This is a genomic window from Consotaella salsifontis (genome assembly GCF_900167365.1).
Taxonomy (GTDB): domain Bacteria; phylum Pseudomonadota; class Alphaproteobacteria; order Rhizobiales; family Rhizobiaceae; genus Consotaella; species Consotaella salsifontis.
This window is the reverse complement of sequence record NZ_FUXL01000013.1, coordinates 27,781-53,705: the sequence shown is the minus strand read 5'-3', so window position 1 is coordinate 53,705 and position 25,925 is coordinate 27,781. Positions and strand designations below refer to the sequence as shown.

The window sequence follows — 25,925 nt, the reverse complement described above, 5'->3', positions numbered from 1 at the left end:
CGGCTCACTCCTTGCGCGTTGCGATACGCCGCTTTTGAAACCCGGTCTTCGTCTGCTCAAAGCCGGCGTGCAGGTAAAAGTTGATCGTCGCCGAATCTTTGGAACCGGTCAGGAGCATGACCTTGTAGCACCCGTGATCCCAGGCGGATGACGTTGCGGCGTCGAGCAACTGCGTGGCATGGCCCTGTCCCCTGAAGCGCTCATCGGTCACGACGTTCTCGATCAGTCCATAAGGGCTGCCTCCACGGGTGAGATTCGGCACGACGACGAGCGTGCAGGATGAAACGATGCTCGATGCGATCTCTCCGATGAAGATCGCGCTTCCCGGATAGGTCAGAAACCGGCTGAAAATCTCGGACGCAAGCTCCGGCGAGGCGCGCTGGTCGCCCGGCGCGAGGTGCTGATAAAGATCGAGAAGCGGGGGGAGATCGGCTTGTCGTGCCTGCCGGATGGAAAGAACGGTATCATTCATCGGGATCTGCTTTGGATTTTCCTGTTCGAATTGAGCGGCAGCACGGGGCATTTGCGCCATCACGATCCTTCCCCGTCGGCCGCCGCCATGCTCCGGCCGCAATCGCGGCTCCTTGCGTGCAAGCGGGTCCATCATCGCAGCAGAGTTCAGCATGTTCAATTTGCGCGGTCGCCTTCGTCGTATCAGTCGGGTGAGGCTTCCCACCTGGGCCGCCAGCGCGGCGTTTGCCGCCGGCGCGGTTTTGGCGCTGTGTTTTGCTGGTGCCGGCATTGCCGATGCCGGGCAGTCGCATCGGCTGGTGGAGCCCAAGCTGCATATCGCCACGGGCGGCGTCGCCCATCCGCAGGTCGCCCTGACGTTCGATGCCTGCAGCGGAGCGACCGATCCGAGGATTCTCTCGGCTCTGATCGATAACCGGATTCCCGCGACCATCTTTGTGACAGAGCGCTGGTTGAAGAGGAACAAGCCGGCGCTGGAGACGATGCTTTCCCATCCCGATCTCTTCGAGATCGAGAATCACGGGGCGAAACACATTCCCGCCGTCGATGTTTCGATGAGCGTCTTCGGCCTTGCGGCCGCCGGCAGCACCGAGGCCGTCGATCGGGAAGTGGACGGCGGCGCGGAGGCTGTCCAGAACGCCGGCGCGCCGGCCCCACACTGGTTCAGAGGCGCCACGGCGAAATACACATCGACCTCCATCGCCGAGATACGCCGGCTCGGCTTTCGCGTCGCCGGCTATTCGGTCAATGGCGACGAGGGCGCGCTGGCCAGCGAGAAGGCCGCCAGGAGCTATGTCGCGAGGGCCAAGGACGGCGACGTCGTCATCGCCCATATCAACCAGCCAGGCCGCGCCGCCGGAGCGGGCGTCGCCGCCGGCATCCTGTCACTCAAGGACAAGGGCTACCGGTTCGTCCGCCTCGACGACGCCGAGGCCACCGGCACCGATGGGACCACGCGCCAACAGCCGGGCTTCTAGGTAGTCGCGTCGTCGCGGGCTCCGGCCGGCTCAGTTCTGTACCGCCTGAACCGAGCCGCCGTCGACCCGCAGATTGGAGCCGTTGATGAAGGAGCCGCGCTCGGAAACGACAAGCGCGATGGCCGCGGCGACCTCGTCCGCCTTGCCGCGCCGTTTCATCGCGATGCCGGGGCGCTCCTCCTCCAGGAAGCTCGCCACGGCCTCGTCGAAGGAAACCCCGAGCTTTTCCGCGCGCTGCTTCATCATGTCGTCCGTCATCGGCGTCTCGATGAAGGCCGGCGCGATGGTGTTGCACAAGACGCCGTGGCGCGCTTCCCTGTAGGAGAGGTTCTTGACGAAGGCCGAGAGCGCGGCCTTGGCCGTGTTGTAGGTCGCCTCTTCCCAATAGGGCTGGACGGCGTTTTCGGACGTGATGCAGACGAAGCGGCCCCAACCGCGCGAGCGCATCGCCGGCACGGTCACGCGCGCCAGGCGCACGGCGGAGAAGAAGTCCACCTCCCAGGCTTCGCGATAATCCTCGTCGGTCATGTCCAGCGGGTCGCCCTTGGCGCCGGTGATGCCCGAGGTGTGGATGACGATATCGATGGCCCCGAAGCGCCCCCGGGCGTTTCTTGCAAGCGTTTCGACGTCGGACTGCCTGGTGACGTCGGCGGCGACGACGAGTGTCTCGCTTGGCAGGCTCTCCGCATCGCTCTTCAACCGATTGACCTCGATGTCGGAGAGGATGAGCCTGACGCCCTCCTGGGAAAGCAGGCTTGCCGTCGCAAAGCCGATGCCGCCGGTCGCTCCGGTGATGAGGGCGACGCGATTCTTCAGTCCAAGGTCCATGAGACTTTTCCAGCTCGGTTGATGTCGCGCGGGGCTGCCGCGTCCTTGTCCGCTCAACGCCGAGGCGGGTGCAGGGTTTCGGACGCAGGCCTGATTTGCCGAGAACCGACGAGGCGAAGGCACTTTTCCGTCGCCCTGTCGTTATCGACGCGACAAACCCATTCGATCGAGGAGACCGCCATGAGTGCCAAAGCCGACGATCAGCGCCCTGACCTCGCCATGGGCGTCGCCTCGGAGGCCATTCCCGAGGGTGCCATTTTGGCCGGCACGGTGAATGAGGAGCCGGTGGTCGTCGCCCGCAAGGGCGGCCATCTCTTCGCCCTCTCCGGCAAGTGCACGCATCTGGGCGCGCCGCTGGAAAAGGGCATCCTGGTGGGCGGCGAGTTGCGTTGCCCGTGGCACCATGCGCGCTTCTGCCTGAAGCGTGGCGCGGCAAAGAACGCGCCGGCCCTGCTGCCGCTGGCAAGCTACGAGGTGAGCGAGGTGGAGGGCGTCGTGCGCGTCTTCGCCAAGCGGCCTCTGGATTCTTCCGAGCCGGAAAGCCAAGGCCCCGGCAGGGTCGTCATCGTCGGCGGCGGGGCGGCGGGTCACGCCTGCGCCGATATTCTGGCGCGTGCCGGCCACGGCGCCAGCGTCACCATCATCTCCTCGGATGCCGATGCGCCCTATGACCGGACATTCTGCTCAAAGCAGTTTCTTGCCGGCAAGAAGGAGCGCGAGGACGCCATGCTGCCGGTCATGGGGCTCGGCAATGGGCCGAAGCCGGCGCTGCGACTGAAGTCCACCGTTGCAAGAATCGATCTCGGCGCGCGCGCCGTCATCCTCGAAGGCGGCGAGCATGTGCCCTTCGATTCGCTGGTGCTCGCCACCGGCGCCGAGCCGAAGCGGCCGGAGCTTCCGGGCGCCACGTCGCAGAATGCCTTCGTGCTTCGCTCGCTCTCCGACGCCGAGGCGATCATCGAAAAGGCCGGTTCGGCGAAGTCGGTCGCCATCCTGGGCGCGAGCTTCATTGGGCTGGAGGTCGCGGCGTCGATGATCTCGCGCGGGCTCGCCGTCCATGTCGTCGCGCCCGGAAAGGTGTCCTTCGAAAAGGTCATGGGTGCGGGTGTCGGTGGCTATGTCCGCGATCTTCATGAGAAAAAGGGCGTCGTCTTCCACCTTGGCAGCAAGGCGGAAAGCTTCGACGGCGGCACGCTGACCCTCGATGACGGCTCCACGATCGAGGCGGATTTCGTCGTCTTCGGCGTCGGCGTCAGCCCACGCATCGAGCTCGCCAAGCAGGCCGGCCTCGCTATCGCCTCGAAGGAGGAGGGCGGCGGCGTCAAGGTCGACGCGGAGCTGAAGACCTCGGCACCCGGCGTCTATGCGGTCGGAGATATCGCGAGCTATCCCGACGCCCGGCTCGGGCGCCGCATCCGCGTCGAACACTGGGTTCATGCCGAGCGTCAGGGCCAGCATGTCGCGCGCGTGCTCCTGGGCGAGGCGGAACACTTCAACGAGACGCCCTTCTTCTGGACCGCGCATCACGGCACGAGCCTGCGTTATGTCGGCCATGGCGACGATGTCGCGGAAGTGCGGATCGACGGCAGTCTGGAGGCCGGAGAGTTCGCGGCGGAGATCGTCGAGGGCGAGCGGGTGAGCGCCCTCGTCACGCTGAAGCGCGACAGGCAGGCGCTGGAGAGGGAGGCCGAATGGGACCACGCGGCGACGCTCGCCTCCGGCAAGAGCTGAGGGGGCGGCCCTGACGGTCGTCAGTTCTTATAGACGACGCAGGCGCCTCCCGCGGCCTTGAGCTTGCCGCAAAGAGCATCGGCTTCCGCCCTGCTGTCCGCGCCGATCCTCACGGCGTAGATGGAGCGGCGGCCGATGCCGTTTCGCGCGCGCATGACAATGGGGTCGCGCCCTCCGAGGACCGACGGGTAACGCTGTGCCGTTGCCCGGTAGATGCGCATCGCCACGTCCTGGCGGAAGTTTCCGGCGACCTGAACGCCCCAGGGCTGCATCGGCGCCGAGGCGACGAGGGCGCGCGTCTTGACGACCGGCAGGCGCTCGCAGGCTTCCTGGAAATCCTTCCCCTCCTCGAGCGGCCGCTCCTCCACCTCGTGCCCGTCATCGAGGAACCAGTCGGCCGATCGGGCCGTGATGGAAAGGACGTAATCCTCGGTCTCGAAGGGCAGGGACCCGCCGCTCGCCATCCAGCCCTTCACTCGGTTGATGCCGCCGTTATAGGCTGCCGCCGCGAGACCCCAGTTGCCGAGTTCGCTCTTCAGGTCGGCGAGGTAGAGGGCCGAATGCCGGATCGCCTCCTCCAGGTCATAGGGATCGGCCAGCCCGCGCTCCTTGGCGGTGTAGGGCATGAACTGGGCGATGCCTTGCGCGCCGACGGGCGAGACGGCCTTGGAATCGAAGCGGCTCTCCTTCCAGATCAGCCGGGCGAAGAAAGCCGGCGACATGCCGGCGACGTCCGCATTCGCCTTGATCAGCTTGCAGATCTCCGGCGGTCCGGGGGGTGGTCCCTCCTTTTCCGCCGCCGCAGGAGCCTCGGCTTGCGCCGCGTCAGGCGTCGCATTCGGCTCGGCGGGAGCAGCACGGGCGGCCGGCGCGGCCATCATCAGCACAAGCGTCAGCACGAGGAGGCCTCTCACGCGATGATGGCGCATCAAACGCTGCAACCCGTCGGCCATTCTCACTCGGCTGCCTGCGGTCTCCCGAAGCGCCGCTCGATATAATCGGCAACCATCACCTGGAAATCGGCCGCGATGGATGGCCCGCGCAAGGTCGCCACCTTCTTGCCGTCGACGAAGACAGGCGCCGCCGGCGTCTCTCCGGTACCCGGCAGGGAAATGCCGATATCGGCGTGCTTCGATTCGCCGGGGCCGTTGACGATGCAGCCCATCACCGCGACGTTGAGTGCCTCGACACCGGGATATTTCTCGCGCCAGAGCGGCATGTTCTTGCGAAGGTCCGACTGGATCGCCTCGGCGAGCTCCTGAAAGACGGTGGAGGTCGTGCGCCCGCATCCCGGACAGGCGGCGACCACGGGAACGAACTGGCGGAAGCCCATGACCTGGAGCAGCTCCTGGGCCACCTGCACCTCGCGCGTCCGGTCGCCGCCGGGCTCCGGCGTCAGCGAGACGCGAATGGTGTCGCCGATGCCCTCCTGAAGCAGAATGCCCATGGCGGCGGAAGAGGCGACGATGCCCTTGGTTCCCATTCCCGCCTCGGTGAGGCCGAGATGGAGGGCATGATCCGTGCGGGCGGAAAGATCGCGGTAGACGGCGATGAGGTCCTGCACCTGGCTGACCTTGGCCGACAGGATGATCTTGTCGCGGGAAAGGCCTGTCTCCTCGGCGAGCGCCGCCGAAAGAAGCGCCGACTGGATGATCGCCTCGCGTGTCACTGCGCGGGCCGAGAGCGGGCGGGGAAGCCGCTGGTTCTCGTCCATGAGGCGCGTCAGGAGCTCCTGATCGAGCGAGCCCCAGTTAACGCCGATCCGCACCGGCTTGTCATAGCGGATCGCCATCTCGACGATCTGGACAAACTGCCGGTCCTTCTTGTCCTTGAAGCCGACATTGCCGGGATTGATGCGATATTTCGCTAAGGCTTCGGCGCAGGCCGGATGATCGGCCAGAAGCTTATGGCCGATATAATGGAAATCGCCGACCAGGGGCACAAAGATGCCGAGGCGCTCCAGCCGTTCACGGATGTGAGGCACGGCGGCGGCCGATTCGTCCCGGTCGACGGTGATGCGCACGATCTCGGAGCCGGCGCGGGCGAGGGCCGCCACCTGTGCGACGGTCGAATCGGCATCGGCGGTATCGGTGTTGGTCATCGACTGAACGACGACGGGCGCATCGGCGCCCACCATGACGCCGCCGACCGAAACGCCGACGGTGCGCCGGCGCGGCAAGGGAGCCGCATCACGCTCGGAATGCGAGGCCTCGATGTTCATTGGTCAAGGTCCATGAATGTCCGGACAGAACGAAGCCGGCCTTAGGGGCCGGTCGTCTTCCGAGGTGGCGCTTTCCGGCGCTGTTGTCAAATCACGGGGACGCGCGACGTGACCGCCGCGAAAGTTGCCGAGCAACAATCGTGGCGAAAATGGGAACTTCCTGGCCGGACCGGAGTTTATTGGCCGACCAACCAAGGCTCCGCGTTCAAGGAAGCTCTGCCATGTCCCTCGGTACAATTCTCATCATCATCCTCATTCTTCTCCTCATCGGCGCGGTGCCCTCCTGGCCCTATTCGCGCGGTTGGGGATACGGCCCGTCCGGTATTCTCGGCGTCATCCTGATCGTCATCATCATCCTGCTATTGATGGGCCGGATCTGACGCCGAGCCGCGATCCAATCGGCGGCGGACGGCAAGTCCACCCGTGAACGAAAAAAGCCTCCCGGTGCCTAGCGCCGGGAGGCTTTTCAGTTGGCATTCGTGGAGCGCCGAAGCGCGCTGCGGTGCCGGCGATTAGCGCGTGATCTCGATGCGGGTGTTCTCCATGCCACTGCTACGAACCAGCCCGTAGAAGATTCGCGCATTGGCGGGATGAAGCCGCACACAGCCGTGAGAGGCGGGGCGGCCGAGGCTGCGCAGGGCATTGGTGCCGTGGATGGCATAGCCGCCTTTGAAGAACACCGAATACGGCATCGGCGACATGTCGTACTTGCGCGAATACCACATCTTATGGATGCGCTGGGCACGGTAGGTTCCTGTCGGCGTATGATAGCCGCGCCGTGCCGTGGAGACCGGCCAGGTATAGGTCAGCTCGCCATCCTCATAGACGTTCATCACCTGACTTGAGATGTCGATGCGCGCCGTAATGCCAGCGGACGCAGGTCCGGCAAGAGCGGCGACAAGAATACAGACCAGAAAGCCCAAAAGACCAAAGCGCATCGCTTTTCCCCACGGCGACTATTTCAACCTCTGGTCCTAATCCAAGCACGAGCCAGTCAACGAAAAAACAATTCCGCCTTGTGGTCGGGCTTCCGTTGGGAAAATGGCAAACAAAGTCTTCCTGAGCGGCGACGCACCCGAGAACCGCGCTCTTCAATGGGGGAAGCTTCGCCTCCCCATGTCTTCATGGCTGCGGACGGTCGGCGATCCCCAAGAGGCGAGCGCTGAAGAAGCCGCCGACGAGCAGCACGGACAACGCGATGAAGACCGTCGGGAAGCCGATCCTCTCCGTCAGATACCCAATCGGTGCAGGGGCGAGCAGGATGCCGGAATAACCGACGGTGGAAACGATCCCGAGCCCGACGCCCGGTCTCAGGCCCCGGACGTTGCCGGCCGCGGAAAAGGCGATGGGAACGAGGTTGGAAACGCCGACGCCCATGAGGGCGAAGCCGAGACAGGCCATGGCGAGGTTTACCGAGCAGGCCGCGACCACGAGACCGGCAGCGGCGGCAAGCGTGGAAAAGCGCGTGACCCTGACAGCTCCGAAGCGGTCGCGCAATCCGTCGCCGGCAAAGCGGAACGCCGCCATGGAAAGCGAGAATGAGGCGAAGGCGAACCCGGACAGCGCGACGCTGACGCCAAGGTCCCGCCGAACGAAGATCGCACCCCAATCCAGAACGGCGCCTTCCGGAACCATGCACAGGAGCGCAAAAAGGCCAACCGCGGTGGCGATGAGGATGGGGCGGGAGGAGGTCGAGCCGCGGTCGTCCGTGTCGGAAGGCACGGCAGTCGATTCCTCCTTCGCGGCCGTCAAAGACGAGCCGCGATCCTCCAGGGCGCGGCGAACCACCAACGCGATGAGCAGCAGGATCACGCCTCCGACCAAGAGCGCGTGGCCGAGGGTGCCAAGCGTAGCGATGAGCACTCCGCCGACGCTGGCGCCGGCAAGGCCGCCGAGGCTCCAGAAGCCGTGGCAGGAGGACATGATGGCAAAGGGGAGGCGCTTCTCGAGGGCTACCGCGTTAGCATTCATCGCGACATCCATGCTGCCCGTCGTCGCGCCGGCATAGGCCGCGGCGACAGCAACCGCCCAAAGCCCCGGTGCCGAGGCGATCGAGGGCAGGCCGAGCGCGAGGAGGACGCCCCCGGTGATCATGATGCGCCGCGACCCAAGCCGGCCGATGAGCCCGCCCACCAGAGGCATGGTGCCGATCGCTCCAAGGCCGAAGAGCAGGATGATCGTGCCGAGAACCGTGTTGTCGATATTGAGGCGCGCGGCCAGCATCGGAATTTGCGTTGCCCAACTGCCGGTAAAGAAGCCATTGGCGAAGAACGCTGCGCAGACAGCCACTCGTTCCGGCGTAATGCGACGAACGACAGCCGTCTCTCCGGCCCGGAAAGAGTAGGAAGATTGATCCATCGGATTCACTGGTCCTCGAAGGTGGCGGGCGCGGCGCGCGTCACGGCGACGCCCAGCCTCGAAAAGCGCTCAACCTCACGGGGCTCGGCATCGGCCTCGACCACCAGAGCGGAGACGCGTGACGCCGCCATGATGGCAAAGGGCGCGGCGGTGCCAAGCTTCTCGCGGGTCGAGGTGACGATGACCGCGCGGCTCGTGGCGGCGACGGTCCGCTTGATTTCGGCTTCCTCGCTGGAAAAGACGGTGACGCCCGCGTCCGCGGCGATGCCGCAGCCGCCGAGAATGACGACGTCCGGCGCCAGCCCCTCGACCTCGCGCAGTGTGCGCGAGCCGAGGCAGGAGCCGGTTGCCGGGTCGAGACGCCCGCCGATCACGACGATCTCGTCCACACCGTTTTCCGACAGGACGGCGGCGATGGAGGGCGCGTTGGTAATGACCGTTCGCGGCTGGAACCGCCAAGCCAACGAGGCAACCTGGACATTCGTCGAGCCGGCGTCGATGAATACGGTCGACCCCGGGGGGATCAGCGGGATAACGGCTTCCGCGATCAGACGCTTGCGCCCCGGCGCCTCCCGCCGGCGCTCGGTCAAGTTGCCGCCGGCGGGCGACAGGGGGAGCGCTCCGCCATAGACCCGGCGGCATTCGCCCGCACGGGCAAGGTCGCGGAGATCGCGCCTAACAGTATCCTCGGATACCGCGAATTCAGCGGCCAGTTCGGCAGCTTTGACCGGGCGTCCCTCACGCAGGCGACCGCGAATCAGCTCGCGTCGGGCATCGGCAAGGGGAATGAGTTCGCTCATCGACATGCATGCAATCATGCATGAATCGGATGAAACGTGCAAGAACGTGCATACTGCTCCTTTTAAAAGGAAAGGCGGCTCAGGGCCGCCTTCCGCTGGAACGATGGGGCTGAGGCTCCGTCGTCAGCCTTCGGCGGCGTAGACCACCAGAAGGTCCTTGGCGTCGACCTGGGCACCGAGCTTCACGTTGACTTCGGCGATGACACCGTCGCGTTCGGCATGGATCGCGGTCTCCATCTTCATCGCCTCGATCGAACAGAGCACATCGCCGGACTTCACCGCCTGACCCGGCGCAACGCCAAGCGTGGAGATCACGCCAGGCATGGGCGCGCCGACATGAAGCGGATTGGAGGCCTCGGCCTTCGCCCGCACCCCGGCGCCGGCCGCGCCATGGACGCGATCCGGCACCTTGATGCGGCGCGGCTGGCCGTTGAGCTCGAAGAGAGCGGCGCGCATGCCCTCTTCATCCGTCTCGGTGATGCCCGTGCAACGCACGATCATGGTCTTGCCGCGTTCCAGCTCGACCTGAATCTCCTCGTCCTGATCCATACCGTAGAAATAGTTGGGCGTCGGCAGGATGGAGACCGGACCATAGGTATCGGACGCGGCGACAAAGTCGAGGAAGACCTTCGGATACATGAGATAGGCGGCGAATTCCTCGTCGCTCGCCTCGCGTCCGATCTTCTCTTCCAGCTCGCGGCGCTTGGCGTCCATGTCGGCCGGCGCGATCAGTGAGCCGGGCCGCGCCGTCGTCGGCGTCTCACCCTTCAGCACCTTCTTCTGGATGTCCTTGGGCCATCCCGAGGGCGGCTGGCCAAGATCTCCGCGCATCATCGCCACGACCGAATCGGGGAAGGCGACGTCGCGCTTGGGATCGAGCACGTCGGCGACCGAGAGATCCTGGCTGACCATCAGCAGGGCCATGTCGCCGACCACCTTGGAAGACGGTGTGACCTTGATGATGTCGCCGAACATCTTGTTGACGTCGGCATAGGTCTGGGCGACCTCGTGCCAACGCGTCTCAAGGCCGAGCGAGCGGGCCTGTTCCTTGAGGTTGGTGAACTGGCCGCCCGGCATCTCGTGGAGATAGACCTCGGAGGCCGGACCCTTGAGGTTGCTCTCAAAGGCGGCGTACTGGTTGCGCACCGCCTCCCAATAGAAGGAGATGCGCCGGATGGCCTCGGCCGAAAGGTCCGTGGCCCGATCGCCATCGGCGAGCGCTTCGACGATGGAGCCGAGGCAGGGTTGCGAGGTATTGCCGGAGAAGGCATCCATGGCCGCGTCCACCGCATCGACGCCCGCTTCGACGGCGGCGAGGATGGTCGCGCCGCCAATGCCGGACGTATCGTGGGTGTGGAAGTGGATCGGCAGGCCCACCTCCTCCTTCAGGGCCTTGAACAGAGCGCGGGCCGCCGCAGGCCGCATGACGCCGGCCATGTCCTTGACGCCGAGGATATGGGCGCCCGCCGCCTCCAGCTCTTTGGCGAGGGAGACGTAGTATTTGAGGTCGTATTTCGGGCGCGAGGCGTCGAAGATGTCGGCGGTGTAGCAGAAGGTGCCCTCGCAGAGCTTGCCCGACTCGATCACCGCGTCCATCGACACGCGCATGTTCTCGACCCAGTTGAGGCAGTCGAACACGCGGAAGAGGTCGATGCCGCCCTTCGCGGCCTCGGCGACGAAGCGCTTCACCACATTGTCGGGATAGTTGGTGTAGCCGACGCCGTTGGAGCCGCGCAGCAGCATCTGAAGCAGGATGTTCGGTGCCTTTTCGCGGATGAGAGCGAGTCGCTCCCACGGGTCCTCGGTGAGGAAGCGCATGGCGACGTCGAAAGTGGCGCCCCCCCAGCACTCCAGCGAGAGCAACTGCGGCAGCGCTCGCGCATAGGCGTCGGCGATCTGCGCGATGTCGTGGGTGCGCATGCGCGTCGCCAATAGCGACTGATGGCCGTCGCGCATCGTGGTGTCGGTGACGAGGACGCGCTTTTCCGCTCGCATCCATTCGGCGAAGCCCGTCGCCCCGAGCTCGTCGAATTTCTGGCGCGTGCCCTCGATGAGCGGAAGATCGAAGACCGGGGCGATGGGCCGGGCGATCTGCGGGTCCGGTCGCGGACGGTCGCGGGTCTCGGGGTGGCCGTTCACCGAGACGTCGGCGAGATAGGTCAGCAGCTTCGTCGCGCGGTCGCGCCGCTTGGTTCGATGGAAGAGCTCAGGTGTCTCGTCGATGAAGCGGGTGGTGTATTGGTTGGCCTTGAACTTCTCGTGGGTGATGATCGCCTCGAGAAAGGTCAGGTTGGTGGCCACGCCCCGGATGCGGAACTCGCGCAGCGCCCGGTGCATCCGCGCGATCGCCTCTTCCGGCGTCGGCGCCCAGGCCGTCACCTTTTCCAGAAGCGGATCATAGAAGCGGGTGATGACCGCGCCGGTATAGGCCGTGCCGCCATCGAGGCGGATGCCGAAGCCGGTGGCGCCGCGATAGGCGGTGATCCGGCCATAGTCGGGAATGAAGTCCTGCTCGGGGTCCTGCGTGGTGATGCGGCACTGGAGGGCATGGCCGTTGAGGCGGATGTCCTTCTGGGCCGGGACGCCTGATCCCGGCGCGCCGATGGCGAGGCCGTCGAGGAGGTGGATCTGCGCCTTGACGATGTCGATGCCCGTCACCTCCTCGGTGACGGTGTGCTCGACCTGGATGCGCGGGTTGACTTCGATGAAGTAGAACTCGTCGCTGTCGGCATCCATGAGGAATTCGACCGTGCCGGCTCCGACGTAGTCGGTCGCCTCGGCGATCTTGCGGGCGTAGGCCGCCACCTCGCGCCGCTTCTCGTCGGACAGGTAAGGCGCGGGCGCGCGCTCCACGACCTTCTGGTTGCGCCGCTGGATCGAGCAATCGCGCTCGAAGAGGTCGACCACCGTGCCGTATTTGTCGCCGAGGATCTGTACCTCGATGTGGCGGGCGCGCTCCACGAGCTTTTCGAGATAGACCTCGTCCTTGCCGAAGGCCGCCTTGGCCTCGCGCTTGGCCTCGATCACCTCGCGCGCAAGGTCGGCGTCGGAGCGTACGACGCGCATGCCGCGCCCGCCGCCGCCCCAGGACGCCTTCAGCATCAACGGATAGCCGATGGCCTCCGCCATCTTCTCGATCTCTGCCGGATCGTCCGGCAGGGGCGGCGTCGCCGGAACGACCGGCACGCCCACTTCCACCGCCAGATTGCGCGCCGCCACCTTGTTGCCGAGCTTGCGCATGGTTTCGGGGGAGGGGCCGATGAAGAGAATGCCGGCGTCGGCACACGCCTGCGCGAATTCGGGGCTTTCCGAGAGAAGGCCATAGCCCGGATGAATGGCGTCGGCGCCCGAGAGCTTGGCGACCCGTATCACCTCCTCGATGGAGAGATAGGATTCCACCGGCCCGAGAGGCCGCGCCAGGTGCGGTCCCCGACCCACTTCATAAGACTCGTCGGCCTTGAACCTGTGGAGCGCCAATTTGTCTTCTTCCGCCCAGATCGCGACCGTTCGAAGACCCAGTTCATTGGCGGCCCGGAACACCCGGATGGCGATCTCTGACCGGTTGGCGACAAGCAACTTGCGAATGGGCAAGGATATCTCTCCTCATGAAGTGCAGCGATTCACGCTCCCCGCGCTGCCGCGAAAGTGCGGTGGCAAGGATGATTTCGCAAGTGCGAAAGTCTGAGCGTCTTGAAAGCGGCGCACGTTAGGCTGGCACAACGTTGAAGAGTTAGGGCCTTGATTGGCGCCGTCCATGTGCGCCGACGATGGAAGCGTCAATCGCGAAAGGCCCGCCTGCCATGCTCTCGACCCTTCTTGCTTATCGCATGGTCGCCAACGACCCCGACCGAGCCCTTGCTCGCGTGGAGGCCAATCCCGTGAACAAGCGAGAAGCCGAATACTATCAAGACAATATCGGCAACGTCCGGTCGGTTGACGACTTCATCGGAAACTTCCGTCTCTTCAGATTTGCGATGACGGCCTACGGGCTCGAAGAGAAGGTCAACCAGCAAGGCTTCATGCGCAAGGTGCTGGAAAGCGATCTTTCCGACAAGAACAGCTTTGCCAACCGTCTGGTCGACAAGAGATTCGTCGCCTTCGCCAAGGCCTTCAACTTCTCCGCGGACGGTTCTGTCTCGTCTACACCTGAGATTCAGACCGCGACGCAGGAAAACAACACCGTCGAGGCTTATAGCGAGTGGCGGGTGCGGAACGCGACGGCGGCGGCGGCCGAAACCAACTATTTCCGCGATCATTTCCGCGGCGACATGAGTGTCGACGACCTGCTGAACGACGACCGGCTCTATCAGGTCGTGATGAAGTCGGCGGATATCGATACAACCTATCTGTCCAAGAGCTATGTGCGGCAGATGCTGACGGCCGACTATACGGACAGGAACGCCTTTCCCGCCGGAAGTCAGGGCGCCAAATATTTCGAGCTCGCCGGGATGCTCCGCTTCGATTCCACCGGTGCGGCGCCTGCCCGAACGCCCGAATACACAGCGGATCTAATCGACCAGACGAGCTACAACTACAACGTCAACACCGACAACATCGATAGCCCTCAGGCTGAGCAGTACATGGTCGATCACTTCACGTCGAAGATCGATACGATCACCAACGTCAATGATCTGGTCGCGGACCCGAAGGCGTGCCGCTACATCTTCGTGGCCTTCGGCCTCGATCCCGATCTCGAATACTCTTCCTCGATCCAGCAGGCGCTGACGAGCGATCTGAACGATCCCAACAGCTGGGTGCGCAAGTTACCCGTTGACTCGGCCGCTGACGTGAAGCGCAAGACCTCATACATGGCGATGGCATCCATGTTCGACTTCGGCACGGATGGCACGGCCGACCCGGCCGGCGCGATCACCGACGAGGAGAAGCAGCAGCTCTCCGCGCTCTTTCATGAGCATAATGACGACAAGTCCGAAACCATGGACAAGCTCAGCACGGCGATCTTCCGGGGCAAGATACGCAAGGTGACGACGCTCAACAGCCTTCTCTACGACAAGAGCCTTCTCGAATACGCGCTCAAGGCTTGCGACATCGACCCCGAGAAAGTCTCGCAGTCGCAGCTGCGCAAGGTCCTGACCAGCGATCTTTCCGATCCGAAGAGCTATGTGAACCGCCTCGGCGATGAGCGCTTCGTCAACCTCGCGGCGTCCTTCAACTTTGACGCCAACGGCAAGGTCGGCGCTCCGAAGCCGATCCAGACGCTGCGTGACCAACAAGCCACCGCCACGCTTTATACGGCGGCGCTCTCCAGCTCGGCGACAACGGCCCAGAAGGCCAAAGCCAAGGAGGAGGTCACCTACTACCTCGAGAAGATGCCGACGCTGCACAAGCTCGACGATTTCGTCGCCGATGATCGCCTGACGAAGTTCGTTCTGGCCGCTCATGGCGTCGAGGATCAGAAGGTGACGCCGTCGATGTGGAAGAAGATTCTGGCCAGCGATATCACCGACCCCAAGAACTATGCCAGCAGCCTCGGCAGCCAATTCGCGGACATCGCCGCCAGCTTCAACTTCGACAAGGACGGCAAGGTCGCGGCGAGTGACAATGTGCAGACGGTGGGCGGTGTGGCCAAGACGCGCCAGCTCTTCCTCCGCCAGACGATGGAGACCGATGCGGGGCAACAGAACGAGGGCGCGCGCCTGGCGCTCTATTTCCAACGCAAGGCTCCCGAGGTCAAATCAGCCTACGACATCCTGGCCGACAAGGCGCTAACGCAGGCGGTCAGGACGGCCTTCGGACTCCCGGATCAGATGTCACAAATGGATATCGACGTTCAGGCGAAGATTCTCGACAAGAAGCTGAATTACGATGACTTCAAGGACCCGAAGAAACTCGATGCCCTCGTGGCGCGATTCGCCGCGATGTACGATCTCAAGAATGACACCTCGGCCTCATCTCCCGCGGTCTCGCTGATCTCCGGCATCAACACCGGCGGCACAGGCCTGCTCGGATATCTCTGACGTCGGGTCACACGATGGCGCGCGGCCCTCCCGGGCCGCCGCGTTCACTGCCGATGGCGCACGACGGGCGTGCGGCGCGACCAGCCCGCTCTCTTCTCCTCGCGCACGAAGGTGAAGAGACCGGAGGCGCCGACGAGGCCCATGCCGACGACGGCCAGGAAGTCCGGCAGCTCGCCGAACAGTCCGGCGCCCAGCAGGGTCGCCCAGACGATCTGCCCGTACTGCGTCGGCGCGATCCGGTTGGCCGGGGTGAGGCGCGCCGCCGTCACCAGGAGAAGCTGGCCGATACCGCTCATCAAACCGCCGAGGACGAGGATCGGCACGACATTGAGCGAAGGCGGCGAGAAGGTGGGGATCATCAACGCGCCGTTGGTGGCGATCGCCGCGACGATGACGGAGCCCATCAGCGTCACCCGCCTTTCGCTGGGACCGAGCACGCGCAGGACGATGATCGTGATGGCGCCGAAGGCGGCGACGCCGAGGGCGGCGAAATGGGCGGGCAGGATTTCATTGAAACCAGGCCGCACCACGAGCAGCACGCCCGCAAGGCCGATGGCCACCGCGATCCAGCGCCGCCAGCCGATCTCCTCCTTCAGCACCAGCCGGGAGAGGACGGTGACGAAGAACGGGATCAGGAAGATCAGCGCATAAGCCTCCGCAAGCGGCAGATGGGTGAATGCATAGATGCCGAGAATGCCGCTCGACGTGCCGCAGACCATGCGCAGGAGCACCAGGCGCGGGCGTCTCGGCACCAGCAGCTCGCGCCATGTCTCTCCCGCCCTTTTGGCGAAGAGGACCGGGAACAGCGCGATCAGCGACGTGAAGAAGCCGATCTGAAACACCGTCATCGAGCCTCCCAGGGCCTTAACGGCGGCGTCGCTGCACGAGAAGCTGAAGTAGGCGAGAAACGCCAGCAGGACGCCAAACTGCATCGCTATCGGTCTTTCGGGAAGAGAATCACGGGAAGGCTTTCGGGGGTATGGGCGCGCCTCGCCGGAAAGGCAATGACGAGCCTTGCGCGCCATCGCACAAGCTTCTGACGACAGACCACGCCGGCACTTTTACCCTCCCGCAATCTGCGGTAGCATCGCCGATATTCTGATCGGAAGACGGTGTTGGCCCATGGCATCCTGGTTCGATCGTATCACGCTGCGCCAGATCGCTTTCGGTGCCGGCGCTGCTCTCGTCTGCCTCTTCGCGATCGGCTGGGCGACGCGCGATCCGCCGGCGGACAAGCCCTATCTCAAGATCGCGGGCAGCGGCTTCATGTTCAATTACCGTGTTGCCGACGCCTATTACGGCTTCACCGCCTATGTGCAGAAGCCGGTGCGGAACCTTTCCCTGCTCGAAGCCTCATTCGAGGACCCGGCGGGTGGACCACCTCATGTGGTCTCGACCCGCCTCTCTCCCAGAACGAGGCAATACAGCCTGCGCTCGCCACCGCTCTCGGGCATCGAAAAGGACAGACCTTACGGCGTCGATGTGCGGCTGATCCAGGCGGGCGACGGCGCGGTGCTGTTCTCGGATCATTTCACCGTCACCTCACAGATCGCCGACGACATCCTGCCGAAAGAGCCGCTGACCATTGGTCCCGGCTACACGCGCAACCCGCGTCTTTCGGTTGACGAAAACCACCGGGGCTGAGGCGAGAGAGGGCGCGGGCGCCGAGTTTTTTTGCTTGATCGGAGTACGCCGACCCTCGAAAAGTAAGGGTGCCGTGCAGTTTCTTGCGGCGGCCCTCTTCTCGAACCCAGGCGAACGCCCGTGAAAAAGATCTGCATATTCGGGGCTGGAGCCATCGGCGGCGCCGTTGCCACCCGCCTCCAACTCATCGCGCAAAGCCACGATCTCGACGTGTCGGTGGTTGCGCGCGGGGCGCAGCTCGCGGCGATCCGCGAGCACGGCCTTACCGTTTCGGCGGCGGGCGAGCCACAGCCGTGGGCAGCCCGTATGCGCGCGACCGATGATGCCGCGGAGCTTGGCCCCCAGGATATCATCTTCGTCGCCTTGAAGGGCCACCAACTCACTGCCGCATGTGGCGCGCTCGCCAGCCTTCTGGGCCCTGAGACGCGCCTTGTCGCGATCCAGAACGGCATACCCTGGTGGTATTTCCACGGCGACAAGACGAGCGGCCTCGAAGGTCGCCGGATCGAGATGCTCGACCCGGGCGGTGAGCTGTGGCGGCGCATCGGGCCGGAGCGCGTGATTGCCGGCGTCGTCTACCAGGGCGCGGCCGTCGCTGCCCCCGGCGATATTCGGCTCGGGCCGATCGGCCGCTTCGTCTTCGGCGAGCCAAACGGGGAGATGACGGACGATCTCGAACGGGTCGCGACGCTCATTCGCGACGCGGGCTGGCAGGTCAAGACGACCCCGCGCATTCGCGACGACCTCTGGATGAAGCTGCAGGGCAACGCCGCCTTCAATCCCTTAAGCGCGCTGACGCGTGGAACCATGGCGGACCTTCTGAAGGAGCCGATGCTCTCCGTGGTGCGTCAGATCGTCGACGAGGTGCGGCAGGTGGCCGAGGCGCTCGGTGCCCGCATCGAGGGCTCGGCCGAAGAGCACATCGTCGCCAATGGCGGTGTCGGGTCGGCCAAGACCTCCATGCTTCAGGATCTGGAAAAGGGGCGCCGCCTTGAATACGTGCCGATTCAGGCGGCGGTGGGCGAACTGGCCCGCATGGTCGGCGTGGCGACGCCGATCAGCGACGCCGTCCTCGCCCTTACCACGCAGCTGGACGAATCCATGGCGCGAAAGGGAAGCTGACGTTCCCTGCCGCCAACCTCGTCATGCCGCGAGCAGGAACGCGAGGGGCAGGCCCTTGAGAAGAGCCGACAGCTCCATGGACTTGCCGGCCCGCCGCCTGCCGCCCGAAAGGACATCGCGGAAGCCGCGCCCCTCGAAGTCCTCCGGCAGGATCAGCCGTCCGCCTTCCCAACGCTCGGCCGGCGGCAGAAGCCCTTCCGCACCGTCCAGCAGACCGAGCGTGAGGCGCGGGACGACGACGATAGCGGCCGCATCCTTCGCCGTTCTGGCGAAGGCGAGAAGGTGCCTGCTCGCCTCGCCCTCGATCGCTAGCGGGGTATAGGCGCCCGAGGTGAAGAGAGTGGGCGCCTCGGCGCGGGCCGCGAGCCCCGCCGCGAGCAGCTTGGCCTTCACCCGCCCATCACGCCACTTCGCCATCGCCTCGGCGATCGATGCGTCGTCGTGAATGAGCGTGCTGCGCCCATTGATGTCGACGGGCCTACGGTTGTCCGGATCGACGAGGCTGAAATCGTAGAACTCCGTGCCCTGGTAGATATCGGGCACGCCGGGCACTGTCAGCTTGAGCAGCGTCTGCGACAGCGAGGTGAGGGCGCCGGCGGCGACGAAAGGCTGAATGGAGGACCAGAAGTCGGCGAGGAACGAGCCGGTCGCCTCTTCGTCGAAGGCGGCATGAACGAAGGTCGCGAGCTGGGCCTCGTAGGCGGTGCCGGGCGCGGTCCAGCTGGTGTAGCGCTTGGCCTCGCGCACCGCCTTTTCCATGAAGGCCGCCAAGCGAGCCTCGATATTGGCCCGCGCGCCCGTGTCATCCGGGTCGAAGTCGCACGGCAAGACACCGGCGAGCGCCTGGTAGAACATCCACTCCGTCGCCGGGTCGGGCGAGATGGTCAGACTGTCGGCGGGAGCGCGGAAAGGCTCCATCGTCTTGCGCCACCCTTCCACCAACTCGGCCCAGCGCTCCGGCGCCTCGCTCAAGGTGTAGAGCCGGGCGCGCGCGTCCTCGGCGCGCTTGGTGTCGTGGGTGGAGCTGGCCAGCAAGCCTTCCGGCTGGTCTTCCAGGCGGATCGCCATCGCCTGGTGGAATTCCTCTACGCCGGTGCCGTAATGGTCGGGCTCGCCGCCCACCTCGTTGAGGGCGATGAGGCGGTTGTAGCGGTAGAAGACCGTGTCCTCCACGGCCTTGGCCATCACCGCGCCCGTCGTCTGCTGGAAGCGCCGGGTGAACTCCAGCGCGCCGGCGACATCGAGCGCGTCCGAGAAGTCGAGCTTGAGCAGCCGCCCGATGAACTCGATCGGCTCGTCCGCTTCCACCTCGCGTCCCGCCTTGGCGCGCTCGACCGCGCCATCGATCACCGCCGTGTCATGGGCCGGCACGCCCTCGACGCTGACATAGGTGCGATAGACCGGCAGCTGGGCCGCCATCTCGACGATCGACCGGGCCATGGTGTCCGGCCCGAGGTCGCGGGTCGAGAGCCCGCGCGAGGCGACGTTCATCGCTTCGTTGGTGAGGAACTGCAGCTCGCCCGCCAGATTGCGGAAGAAGATCACCCGCTTCTGCTTGGCGATCATCGTGCGCAAAGGGTCCTCTTCCCCGACGAAGCCGCAATAGGCCTGCGTCATCGCCGCTTCCTGGTCACCATCGACATAGAGGCCGGCGAGCGCGGTGATGAATTCGTAGCCGGTGGTTCCCTCGATCTCCCAGCTGGCGCGAAGGCGCTCCGGGCCGGTGAGGATCTTCTCGACATGGATGGTCGGGCTGCGGCGAACGCCGGAGAACGCCTGCTTCAGGTCGCTCAGATAGCTCTTGGGATCGCCGAGGCCGTCGACATGGTCGATGCGAACGCCGTCGAGCCGCCGCTCCTTGGCGAGGCGGATGAGTGTGCGGTGCGATTCCTGGAAGACCCGGCGCCTTTCCTGGCGAACGCCGATCAGGTCGGCGATCTCGAAGAAGCGGCGATAGGTCAGCTTTTCCCGCGCCGTGCGCCACCAGGCAAGGCGCCAGCTCTGCGCCTCGTGCAGCTCGTGCAACGCACTTTTGTCGCCGTTGACGGCGGCGACGGCCGCGTCCAGCGCGGCGCGGAAGGTCTCGTCCTCCAGGTGCTCCTCGAAGCGCTCGTCGAGTTCGGCGGCGTCCCACGGCGTGGCGACGGCAAAGCGCCGAACGAGCTGCTCGCGCGCCTCATGCTCCAGGAAGCGGAAGACGATGCCGAGGCTGCGCGGGTCGAGCGGCAGCTGGTAGCCGGCGGCATCGAAGCGCAGCCGGCGCTTGCCGGCATCGATGATCACCGACAGGTCCCCGTCCGCGAGCGCGTCGCCGTAGGGCTTGCCGAGCACCGGGACGAGGATCTTCTCGGCGTCCCAGGCGATGTCGAAGACGTCGCCGAAGCGGCTATCCGCGCCCCATGTGAGCACATCCTCCCACCACACGTTCTGAGGGCTGATGCCCATGTGGTTGGGCACGAAATCGAGCATGAGCCCGATGTCGGCTTCCATCAGGGCGTCGCTCATGGCGACGAAGCCGTCATTCCCGCCGAGCGCCGGTTCGAAGGCGTTGTAGTCGACGACGTCGTAGCCATGAGTTGAGCCGGGCGCGGCCGTGAAGATCGGCGAGGCATAGAGATGGCTGACGCCGAGCCGCTTCAGATACGGGGCGAGCTGGCGGCCGCTTTCGAAGTCGGTACCCTCGCGAAACTGCAACCGATAGGTTGCGACCAACTGTCTCTTCATCGTTCGGCCGGTCGCTCTTCTCTCATCGCCGATGCCAGCCTCTGGAACTCCTCATGCGAGGCGAGATCTTCCAGGAAGACATTCAGGCGGATGCGCCAATTGGGGTATTGATCGGTGGTGCCCGGGACGTTGAGCTGCCGCGTCGAGCCGATCATGTCGTCGATCTGGGCGGCGACGACGATCGCGCGTGTGCGGGCGATGAAGCGGTGGACCGCCTCGACCAGCGAAAGCGGTAGATCGGGCGGCATGGCCTCCTCGCCGGACGCGGCACGCTCAAACTCTTCCGGCAGCAGCGCGGCGTCCTTGAGGGCGAGAACAAGGGCTCGCCGGTCGCGCCGGCGCTCGTCCCATGTGCGGTCCGTCGCCGTCTGGTCCTGCGTGCCGAGCTCGAAGCGCAGATTGACATCCGCGCCCGTCCACCAGCCCTTCAGGGTCGGCAGATCATGGGTGGAGATGCAGGCCAGCGCGAGGTCGGGATAGGCTGACGGCGGCAGAAAACCAGTCTCGCCATGGCGCTCGAAATAGAGCAGTCGATAGGAGAGGATCGCGGCCTCTCCCATGAAATGACGGAAGCCGGGCGGAACGGTGCCGAGGTCCTCGCCGATGACGAGGCACTTGTTCTCCTGCGATGCCTTGGCCACGACATCGATCATCCGGCCGAGCGGATAGCGCACATAGCCGCCGTCCTTGGCGCCGACTTCGGCGGGAATCCACCAGAGGCGGGCGAGCCCCATGGAATGGTCGATGCGAACCGCGCCGGCATTGCGCATCAGCATCGAGAAGGAATCTTCCAGTGGCTTGAAGTTGCGCTCCGCCAGGGCCGCCGGAGAGAGCGGGGCGAGGCCCCAGTCCTGACCGGAGGAATTGAACATGTCGGGCGGAGAGCCAATGCGCGCGGCCCCCGCCGTCAGGGCGGGATCGGCCCAGGTCTCGGCACCGTCGGGGGCGACGCCCACCGCCAGATCCAGATAGAGCCCGATCCGCATTCCCGCGCCCGTCGCGCGCGTCTGCGCGGCGGCAAGCTGGGCCTCGGCGAGATATTGAAGCCAGAGATGAAAGAGAAGGTCGTCCTGATGGGCGGCGGCGAAATCCTTCACGGCCTGGCCCTGCCGATCGCGCATCTCCTCCGGCCAGGAATGCCAGCCGGCGTGATGACCGGCCTCGACCATCTTTTCGGAAATCGCCTCGAACAGCGCGAAGTCGCGCAGCGGCTCGCCGCCACCGGCGCAGAAGCGCTGGAATTCCTCGTCGCCGCGGATCGCTTCCAGGCGCGCCGAGAACAGAGAGCGCAGGAGGCGCCGCTTGAGAGCGCCCACCCGTGGGTAGTCGACGAGGTCCTCGTCGAGCCCCTCGAACATTTCCGGCGCCTCGGCTCTCACCCCGTCGATGGCGGCCGGCCCCCCTTCGATCTGGTCGATGGCGATATAGAACGGGTTGAGGAAGCGCCGGCTCGACGGTGCGTAAGGGCTGAAGCGCCCCGGATCGGCCAGAAACAGCGCGTGAAGCGGATTGACGCCGATGAAGGCGGCCCCGACCGCCCCGGCGATGGTGGCGAGCCTCCCGAGATCCTCGAAGTCGCCGATGCCGAGATTGCGCCGCGAGCGCAGGCCGTAGAGCTGGCAGGCGACCCCCCACAGGCCACGTTCCGGCATCGGCGGCACGTAGCAGCGCGACGTCGACTGATCGGCCGCCTCGTCGAACGCGCCTTCCGGGCCCGTTTCCGGGTCGATGCCCATGACCTTGAGCAGACGCGCCTTGGCTTCGTCGGAAATCATGTGGCGCTCGCCGAGCTCGGAGATGTAGGCGAGCTGGATGCCGTGGCTCTCGGCGAGGCGGTCGAGGCGTTCGCTCATGAGTCTTTCCCGATCTGGAGGTTGGGCGCGAAGCGGAAGACGACGGAGGGGCCGGGCAGGACGCCGGTGGCGAGGCTTTCGGCCGCTCCGGCCTCGTGTTCGAACAGAACCTCGCCGGCGGCCGCCGCGCCCGCGGTCACGGCCTGCGGCACGTTCCACGGCTCGTCGTCGAGATTGGCGAAGAGGCGCAGCACGTTGTCTCCCGCCAGCCGCCAGGAGACGGCGAAAGCGTCGGTCGACTCGTCGACGTGATAGCGGCCGGCATGGCCGCCCATTCCCTTCAGCAGCGGCACGATCCTCTCACGGCGCAAGGTCAGCAGCCGCTCCACCAGATCGAGGCGGCGCCGGTAGGTCGGTCGACCGCGCGCGGCCGTCCAATCCATCTTGCACTGGAGGAAGGTTTCCTCGTCGTTCGGGTCGGGAATGAGCTTGCGGTTCTCGGGATTGCGGAAGGCGGCGAAGTGCTTGAACTCCGAGCGCCGCCCCTCGCGCACGATCTCGCCGAGCTCGCCATGGAAATCGGTGAAGAAGCAGAACGGGTTGGTCTCGCCATACTCCTCGCCCATGAACATCAGCGGGATCTGCGGCGACAGCAGGAGGATCGACTGGAGCACCGCCACCAGCCGGCGCGAGGCGAGATCGGTCAGCCGCTCACCGAAGGCGCGGTTGCCGATCTGGTCGTGGTTCTGGAGGAAATTGACGAAGGCGGTCGGCGGAAGATGAGCCGAGGGGAAGCCGACATCCTTGTCGCGGTGGCGGGAATGATCGCCCTGGTAGACGAAGCCCTCGGCCAGCGCCCTGGCCATCTGCTTCACCGCGGAGCGGGAATAATCCTGGTAGTAGCCCTCGCTCTCCTTGGTGGCGATGGCGTGGGCGGTGTGGTGAAAGTCGTCGTTCCACTCGCCGCTGACGTATTTCGGCGAACAATCCTTGTTGCGCTCGATGTGCCAGGTGATGTTGCGCGCGTCCTCGCTGGTGAGATGCACGTGCCGGTCTGTGATGCGCGTGCGCACGGCGGACGCCAGCTCGCGGATCAGCGGCTCGTCGGTGGTATCCTCGATGGAGTCGATGGCGTCGAGACGCAGGCCGTCGATGCGAAACTCCTCGAGCCAATAGAGCGCGTTCTCGATCATGAAATCGCGCACCGGCTTCTTATCGTAGGCGATGGCCGCGCCCCAGGCGGTGTGAATCTCGGGATGGAAGAACTCCGGCGCATAGACGCCGAGGTAGTTTCCGTCCGGGCCGAAGTGGTTGTAGACGACGTCGAGGAAGACCATCAGTCCGCGCTCGTGGGCCGCGTCGACGAGGCGCTTCAGCCCCTCGACACCGCCATAGACCTCGTGCGGCGCATAGAGATAGACGCCGTCATAGCCCCAGCCGCGCCTGCCTGAGAATTCGGCGACCGGCAGAAGCTCGACCGCCGTGATGCCGACCTCCTTCAGGTAATCGAGCTTTTCGATGATCGCCTCGAAGGTGCCTTCCGGGGTAAAGGTGCCGGTGTGGAGCTCGTAGAAGACCGTTTCCTCCCACGGGCGGCCCTTCCAATCTGCGGTCTTCCACCGATAGGCCTTCGGATCCACTAGCCGCGACAGGCCATGCACGCCGTCGATCTGCGCCCGCGCCGCCGGGTCGGGCACCACCATGTCGCCGTTCACCCGGAATCCATAGCCGCCGCCGATGGCGACGCGGTCGGTCTCGACGCGCCACCACCCCGCCTCGTCGCGCTCCATGGCGAGAAAGTCGGGGCCGTCCGCCTTGCCGATCGCCAGCTCGATGGATTGTGCTCCCGGAGCCCAAAGGCGAAACAGCGTGCCCGTCTCGCCGATCCTTGGACCCCATGAGGTTTCGCAAGAAAAGGTCGCCTCACCAGTCATGTCGTCCCTTGCCTCGGCTCCCTCGCGGGCGCCGTGAATAGCGTTGCTGGTCATATGTGGGCCGACTGCAAGCGGCCCCGCCCATCCCCGTTCGATGGCCGTTTTTCTGCAACACAAGATTGGCCTGATCCTCCCGCCGTCCAGCGGTCGGGGCCGGAAAAATGCGGGGCGGTCTAAGGTTCATGGCCGCCGGCGCGATGTCGTGGGCAAACGGAAGGGTGGCGGCTTACCTGCCGTGAACGAGATCGTGGATGAAGCCGAGCTTCTCGATGACCCCTGGGGAGAGGACGAAGGGATAGAGGTCCTGCTGACCCATGGAGCGGTTGAAGGAGTTGAGCGCGGCGGCGAGGGGCAACCAGGCGTCCGTGATCTCCTTGATCGTGATGCCGGGCGCGTAGGGATCGAAATCGAGGTCGGCGTGCAGGAGACCCTTGTTGTCGACGCGCGGATCGATGGAGATGCCCCAGGAGCGCCCCGTCTCCAGGGTGTCGACGATGTGGAGGTAGTGTGCCCAGGTTTCGGCGAAGTCCTCCCAGGGATGGGAGCCGGCATAGGCCGACACATAGTCGGTCTGCCAGTCGGGCTTCGGTCCGTTCGCGTAGTGGCGCTGCAGCGCCTCGCCATAATCTTCGCTGTCGTCGCCGAACAGGGCACGGCAGGCATCCAGGCTGCCGCCATCCCGCACCAGCCGATCCCAATACCAGTGGCCGATCTCGTGGCGGAAGTGGCCGAGAAGAGTGCGGTAGGGCTCGCCCATCTGGGTGCGGCGCTTTTCGCGCTCGGCGTCGTCGGCCTCGGCGATGGCGATGGTGATGAGGCCATGGTCGTGGCCGGTCATCACATGCTCGGTTCCCGCCACGCCCTCGGCCAGGAATTCGAAGCCTAGTCCCTCGGGGTTCTCGTCTCGCGTCAGAAGCGGAAGTCTGAGCTTCAGGAGCGTGTAGAAGAGCCGGCGCTTGGCGATCTCCATCTTCTGCCAGAGCGGCAGATTTGCGGGGTCTGTCAGCGGCGGGATGATGAGGTTGTGGCGGCAGGCGAGGCAGAAGGTCGTCTCGCTGGTCGTCGGCACCAGCCAATTGCAGACGCCATGAGCGTAGTTCTCGCAATAGCGCCACGTCGCCTCGGTGGCGTGACTGCCCGCCTCCTTCCAGCCGTCGCCCTCCTGTTCCAGGGCGAGCATCGTCATGGCGCCGGGCTCAAAGCCAAGCGCATGCCCGCAATTCTCGCACACCACGTTCTCGAAATAGACGACGTTGCCGCAGGATGGGCAGGAGAAAAGCTTCATGAGCCGGAACCGTTTGGCGGCACTTTCGCCGCTGGGAAGACCGCGCCAACAATGACCGG

General features: G+C 65.2%; 19 protein-coding genes. 6 read left to right on the top strand and 13 right to left on the bottom strand.

Going from position 1 to position 25,925, the window contains the following annotated elements:
* Nucleotides 1–4: 4 nt before the first annotated feature.
* Nucleotides 5–742 carry a GNAT family N-acetyltransferase gene (locus B5D38_RS22785; RefSeq protein WP_342587365.1) on the bottom strand — a complete coding sequence of 246 codons (738 nt, stop codon included), beginning with the start codon at nucleotides 740–742 and terminating at the stop codon, nucleotides 5–7.
* Here B5D38_RS22785 and B5D38_RS16490 point away from each other — a divergent pair.
* The gene (locus B5D38_RS16490; protein WP_245319307.1) at nucleotides 714–1,448 is read left to right on the top strand and encodes a polysaccharide deacetylase family protein; all 735 of its coding nucleotides are present in this window, start codon (nucleotides 714–716) and stop codon (nucleotides 1,446–1,448) included. The two genes, B5D38_RS22785 and B5D38_RS16490, sit on opposite strands and share 29 nt — an antisense overlap.
* 30 nt (nucleotides 1,449–1,478) lie before the next feature.
* On the opposite strand, the gene B5D38_RS16485 is transcribed toward B5D38_RS16490, so the two are convergent.
* Nucleotides 1,479–2,276: an SDR family NAD(P)-dependent oxidoreductase gene (locus tag B5D38_RS16485; RefSeq protein ID WP_078709538.1), complete on the bottom strand. Its 798-nt coding sequence runs from the start codon at nucleotides 2,274–2,276 to the stop codon at nucleotides 1,479–1,481.
* Between the two features lie 180 nt (nucleotides 2,277–2,456).
* On the opposite strand from B5D38_RS16485, the gene B5D38_RS16480 reads away from it, so the two are divergent.
* On the top strand, nucleotides 2,457–4,007 hold the full coding sequence (locus tag B5D38_RS16480) for an FAD-dependent oxidoreductase (protein ID WP_078709537.1): 1,551 nt from the start codon (nucleotides 2,457–2,459) through the stop codon (nucleotides 4,005–4,007).
* Between the two features lie 20 nt (nucleotides 4,008–4,027).
* Here B5D38_RS16480 and B5D38_RS16475 read toward each other — a convergent pair whose 3' ends face one another.
* Both B5D38_RS16475 and ispG read right to left on the bottom strand, forming a co-directional pair.
* Nucleotides 4,028–4,960, bottom strand: a complete 933-nt coding sequence (locus B5D38_RS16475) for a lytic transglycosylase domain-containing protein (RefSeq protein WP_245319304.1) — start codon at nucleotides 4,958–4,960, stop codon at nucleotides 4,028–4,030.
* A gap of 2 nt (nucleotides 4,961–4,962) precedes the next feature.
* Nucleotides 4,963–6,228 carry a flavodoxin-dependent (E)-4-hydroxy-3-methylbut-2-enyl-diphosphate synthase gene (gene ispG / locus B5D38_RS16470; RefSeq protein ID WP_078709536.1) on the bottom strand — a complete coding sequence of 422 codons (1,266 nt, stop codon included), beginning with the start codon at nucleotides 6,226–6,228 and terminating at the stop codon, nucleotides 4,963–4,965.
* 221 nt (nucleotides 6,229–6,449) lie between these two features.
* Between ispG and B5D38_RS16465 the strand changes: the two genes are divergently transcribed.
* Nucleotides 6,450–6,608, top strand: a complete 159-nt coding sequence (locus tag B5D38_RS16465; protein WP_078709535.1) for a DUF3309 family protein — start codon at nucleotides 6,450–6,452, stop codon at nucleotides 6,606–6,608.
* Nucleotides 6,609–6,740: 132 nt separating this feature from the next.
* On the opposite strand, the gene B5D38_RS16460 is transcribed toward B5D38_RS16465, so the two are convergent.
* The 4 genes from B5D38_RS16460 to pyc all read right to left on the bottom strand — a co-directional run bounded on the left by B5D38_RS16460 (nucleotide 6,741) and on the right by pyc (nucleotide 12,977).
* Entirely contained in the window at nucleotides 6,741–7,166 is a 426-nt protein-coding gene (locus B5D38_RS16460) for a L,D-transpeptidase (RefSeq protein ID WP_078709534.1), read from the bottom strand.
* A 184-nt stretch (nucleotides 7,167–7,350) separates the two neighbouring features.
* Complete coding sequence (locus B5D38_RS16455) at nucleotides 7,351–8,586, bottom strand: MFS transporter (protein ID WP_078709533.1); 1,236 nt, start codon at nucleotides 8,584–8,586, stop codon at nucleotides 7,351–7,353.
* Nucleotides 8,587–8,591: 5 nt separating this feature from the next.
* Nucleotides 8,592–9,392, bottom strand: coding sequence for a DeoR/GlpR family DNA-binding transcription regulator (locus B5D38_RS16450; protein WP_245319302.1), 801 nt, complete (start codon nucleotides 9,390–9,392; stop codon nucleotides 8,592–8,594).
* A 117-nt stretch (nucleotides 9,393–9,509) separates the two neighbouring features.
* Entirely contained in the window at nucleotides 9,510–12,977 is a 3,468-nt protein-coding gene (gene pyc / locus B5D38_RS16445) for a pyruvate carboxylase (RefSeq protein WP_078709532.1), read from the bottom strand.
* Nucleotides 12,978–13,186: 209 nt separating this feature from the next.
* Between pyc and B5D38_RS16440 the strand changes: the two genes are divergently transcribed.
* A complete protein-coding gene (locus B5D38_RS16440) occupies nucleotides 13,187–15,364 on the top strand; it encodes a DUF1217 domain-containing protein (RefSeq protein WP_165690884.1) in 2,178 nt (725 codons plus the stop codon).
* Nucleotides 15,365–15,408: 44 nt separating this feature from the next.
* Here the strand turns inward: B5D38_RS16440 and B5D38_RS16435 are convergent, their stop codons facing one another.
* Complete coding sequence (locus tag B5D38_RS16435; protein ID WP_078709530.1) at nucleotides 15,409–16,296, bottom strand: DMT family transporter; 888 nt, start codon at nucleotides 16,294–16,296, stop codon at nucleotides 15,409–15,411.
* Nucleotides 16,297–16,486: 190 nt separating this feature from the next.
* Between B5D38_RS16435 and B5D38_RS16430 the strand changes: the two genes are divergently transcribed.
* Together B5D38_RS16430 and B5D38_RS16425 are read left to right on the top strand one after the other, a co-directional pair.
* Nucleotides 16,487–17,008, top strand: coding sequence for a hypothetical protein (locus tag B5D38_RS16430; protein WP_078709529.1), 522 nt, complete (start codon nucleotides 16,487–16,489; stop codon nucleotides 17,006–17,008).
* Nucleotides 17,009–17,128: 120 nt separating this feature from the next.
* A complete protein-coding gene (locus tag B5D38_RS16425) occupies nucleotides 17,129–18,130 on the top strand; it encodes a 2-dehydropantoate 2-reductase (protein WP_078709528.1) in 1,002 nt (333 codons plus the stop codon).
* 21 nt (nucleotides 18,131–18,151) lie between these two features.
* On the opposite strand, the gene treY is transcribed toward B5D38_RS16425, so the two are convergent.
* The 4 genes from treY to B5D38_RS16405 form a co-directional block, all read right to left on the bottom strand.
* Nucleotides 18,152–20,854, bottom strand: a complete 2,703-nt coding sequence (gene treY, locus B5D38_RS16420; RefSeq protein ID WP_078709527.1) for a malto-oligosyltrehalose synthase — start codon at nucleotides 20,852–20,854, stop codon at nucleotides 18,152–18,154.
* Complete coding sequence (gene malQ / locus B5D38_RS16415) at nucleotides 20,851–22,707, bottom strand: 4-alpha-glucanotransferase (RefSeq protein WP_078709526.1); 1,857 nt, start codon at nucleotides 22,705–22,707, stop codon at nucleotides 20,851–20,853. Before malQ ends, treY begins: the two co-directional genes overlap by 4 nt.
* Nucleotides 22,704–24,635 (bottom strand): malto-oligosyltrehalose trehalohydrolase, encoded by a 1,932-nt coding sequence (gene treZ, locus B5D38_RS16410; protein ID WP_245319300.1) that lies wholly within the window; start codon nucleotides 24,633–24,635, stop codon nucleotides 22,704–22,706. Before treZ ends, malQ begins: the two co-directional genes overlap by 4 nt.
* Nucleotides 24,636–24,807: 172 nt before the next feature.
* Entirely contained in the window at nucleotides 24,808–25,866 is a 1,059-nt protein-coding gene (locus B5D38_RS16405; protein WP_078709525.1) for a zinc-binding metallopeptidase family protein, read from the bottom strand.
* Between the last annotated feature and the right edge of the window lie 59 nt (nucleotides 25,867–25,925).

Excerpts from the sequence above, each read along its gene's own strand:
- B5D38_RS16460 (WP_078709534.1), bottom strand. The coding sequence starts at position 7,166 with ATGCGCTTTGGTCTTTTGGGCTTTCTGGTCTGTATTCTTGTCGCCGCT.
- ispG (WP_078709536.1), bottom strand. The coding sequence starts at position 6,228 with ATGAACATCGAGGCCTCGCATTCCGAGCGTGATGCGGCTCCCTTGCCG.
- B5D38_RS16405 (WP_078709525.1), bottom strand. The coding sequence starts at position 25,866 with ATGAAGCTTTTCTCCTGCCCATCCTGCGGCAACGTCGTCTATTTCGAG.
- B5D38_RS16480 (WP_078709537.1), top strand. The coding sequence starts at position 2,457 with ATGAGTGCCAAAGCCGACGATCAGCGCCCTGACCTCGCCATGGGCGTC.
- B5D38_RS16430 (WP_078709529.1), top strand. The coding sequence starts at position 16,487 with ATGGCATCCTGGTTCGATCGTATCACGCTGCGCCAGATCGCTTTCGGT.
- B5D38_RS16475 (WP_245319304.1), bottom strand. The coding sequence starts at position 4,960 with ATGGCCGACGGGTTGCAGCGTTTGATGCGCCATCATCGCGTGAGAGGC.
- B5D38_RS16440 (WP_165690884.1), top strand. The coding sequence starts at position 13,187 with ATGCTCTCGACCCTTCTTGCTTATCGCATGGTCGCCAACGACCCCGAC.
- B5D38_RS16465 (WP_078709535.1), top strand. The coding sequence starts at position 6,450 with ATGTCCCTCGGTACAATTCTCATCATCATCCTCATTCTTCTCCTCATC.
- B5D38_RS16455 (WP_078709533.1), bottom strand. The coding sequence starts at position 8,586 with ATGGATCAATCTTCCTACTCTTTCCGGGCCGGAGAGACGGCTGTCGTT.
- malQ (WP_078709526.1), bottom strand. The coding sequence starts at position 22,707 with ATGAGCGAACGCCTCGACCGCCTCGCCGAGAGCCACGGCATCCAGCTC.
- B5D38_RS16450 (WP_245319302.1), bottom strand. The coding sequence starts at position 9,392 with ATGTCGATGAGCGAACTCATTCCCCTTGCCGATGCCCGACGCGAGCTG.
- B5D38_RS16485 (WP_078709538.1), bottom strand. The coding sequence starts at position 2,276 with ATGGACCTTGGACTGAAGAATCGCGTCGCCCTCATCACCGGAGCGACC.
- treZ (WP_245319300.1), bottom strand. The coding sequence starts at position 24,635 with ATGACCAGCAACGCTATTCACGGCGCCCGCGAGGGAGCCGAGGCAAGG.
- B5D38_RS22785 (WP_342587365.1), bottom strand. The coding sequence starts at position 742 with ATGCCGGCACCAGCAAAACACAGCGCCAAAACCGCGCCGGCGGCAAAC.
- B5D38_RS16435 (WP_078709530.1), bottom strand. The coding sequence starts at position 16,296 with ATGCAGTTTGGCGTCCTGCTGGCGTTTCTCGCCTACTTCAGCTTCTCG.
- treY (WP_078709527.1), bottom strand. The coding sequence starts at position 20,854 with ATGAAGAGACAGTTGGTCGCAACCTATCGGTTGCAGTTTCGCGAGGGT.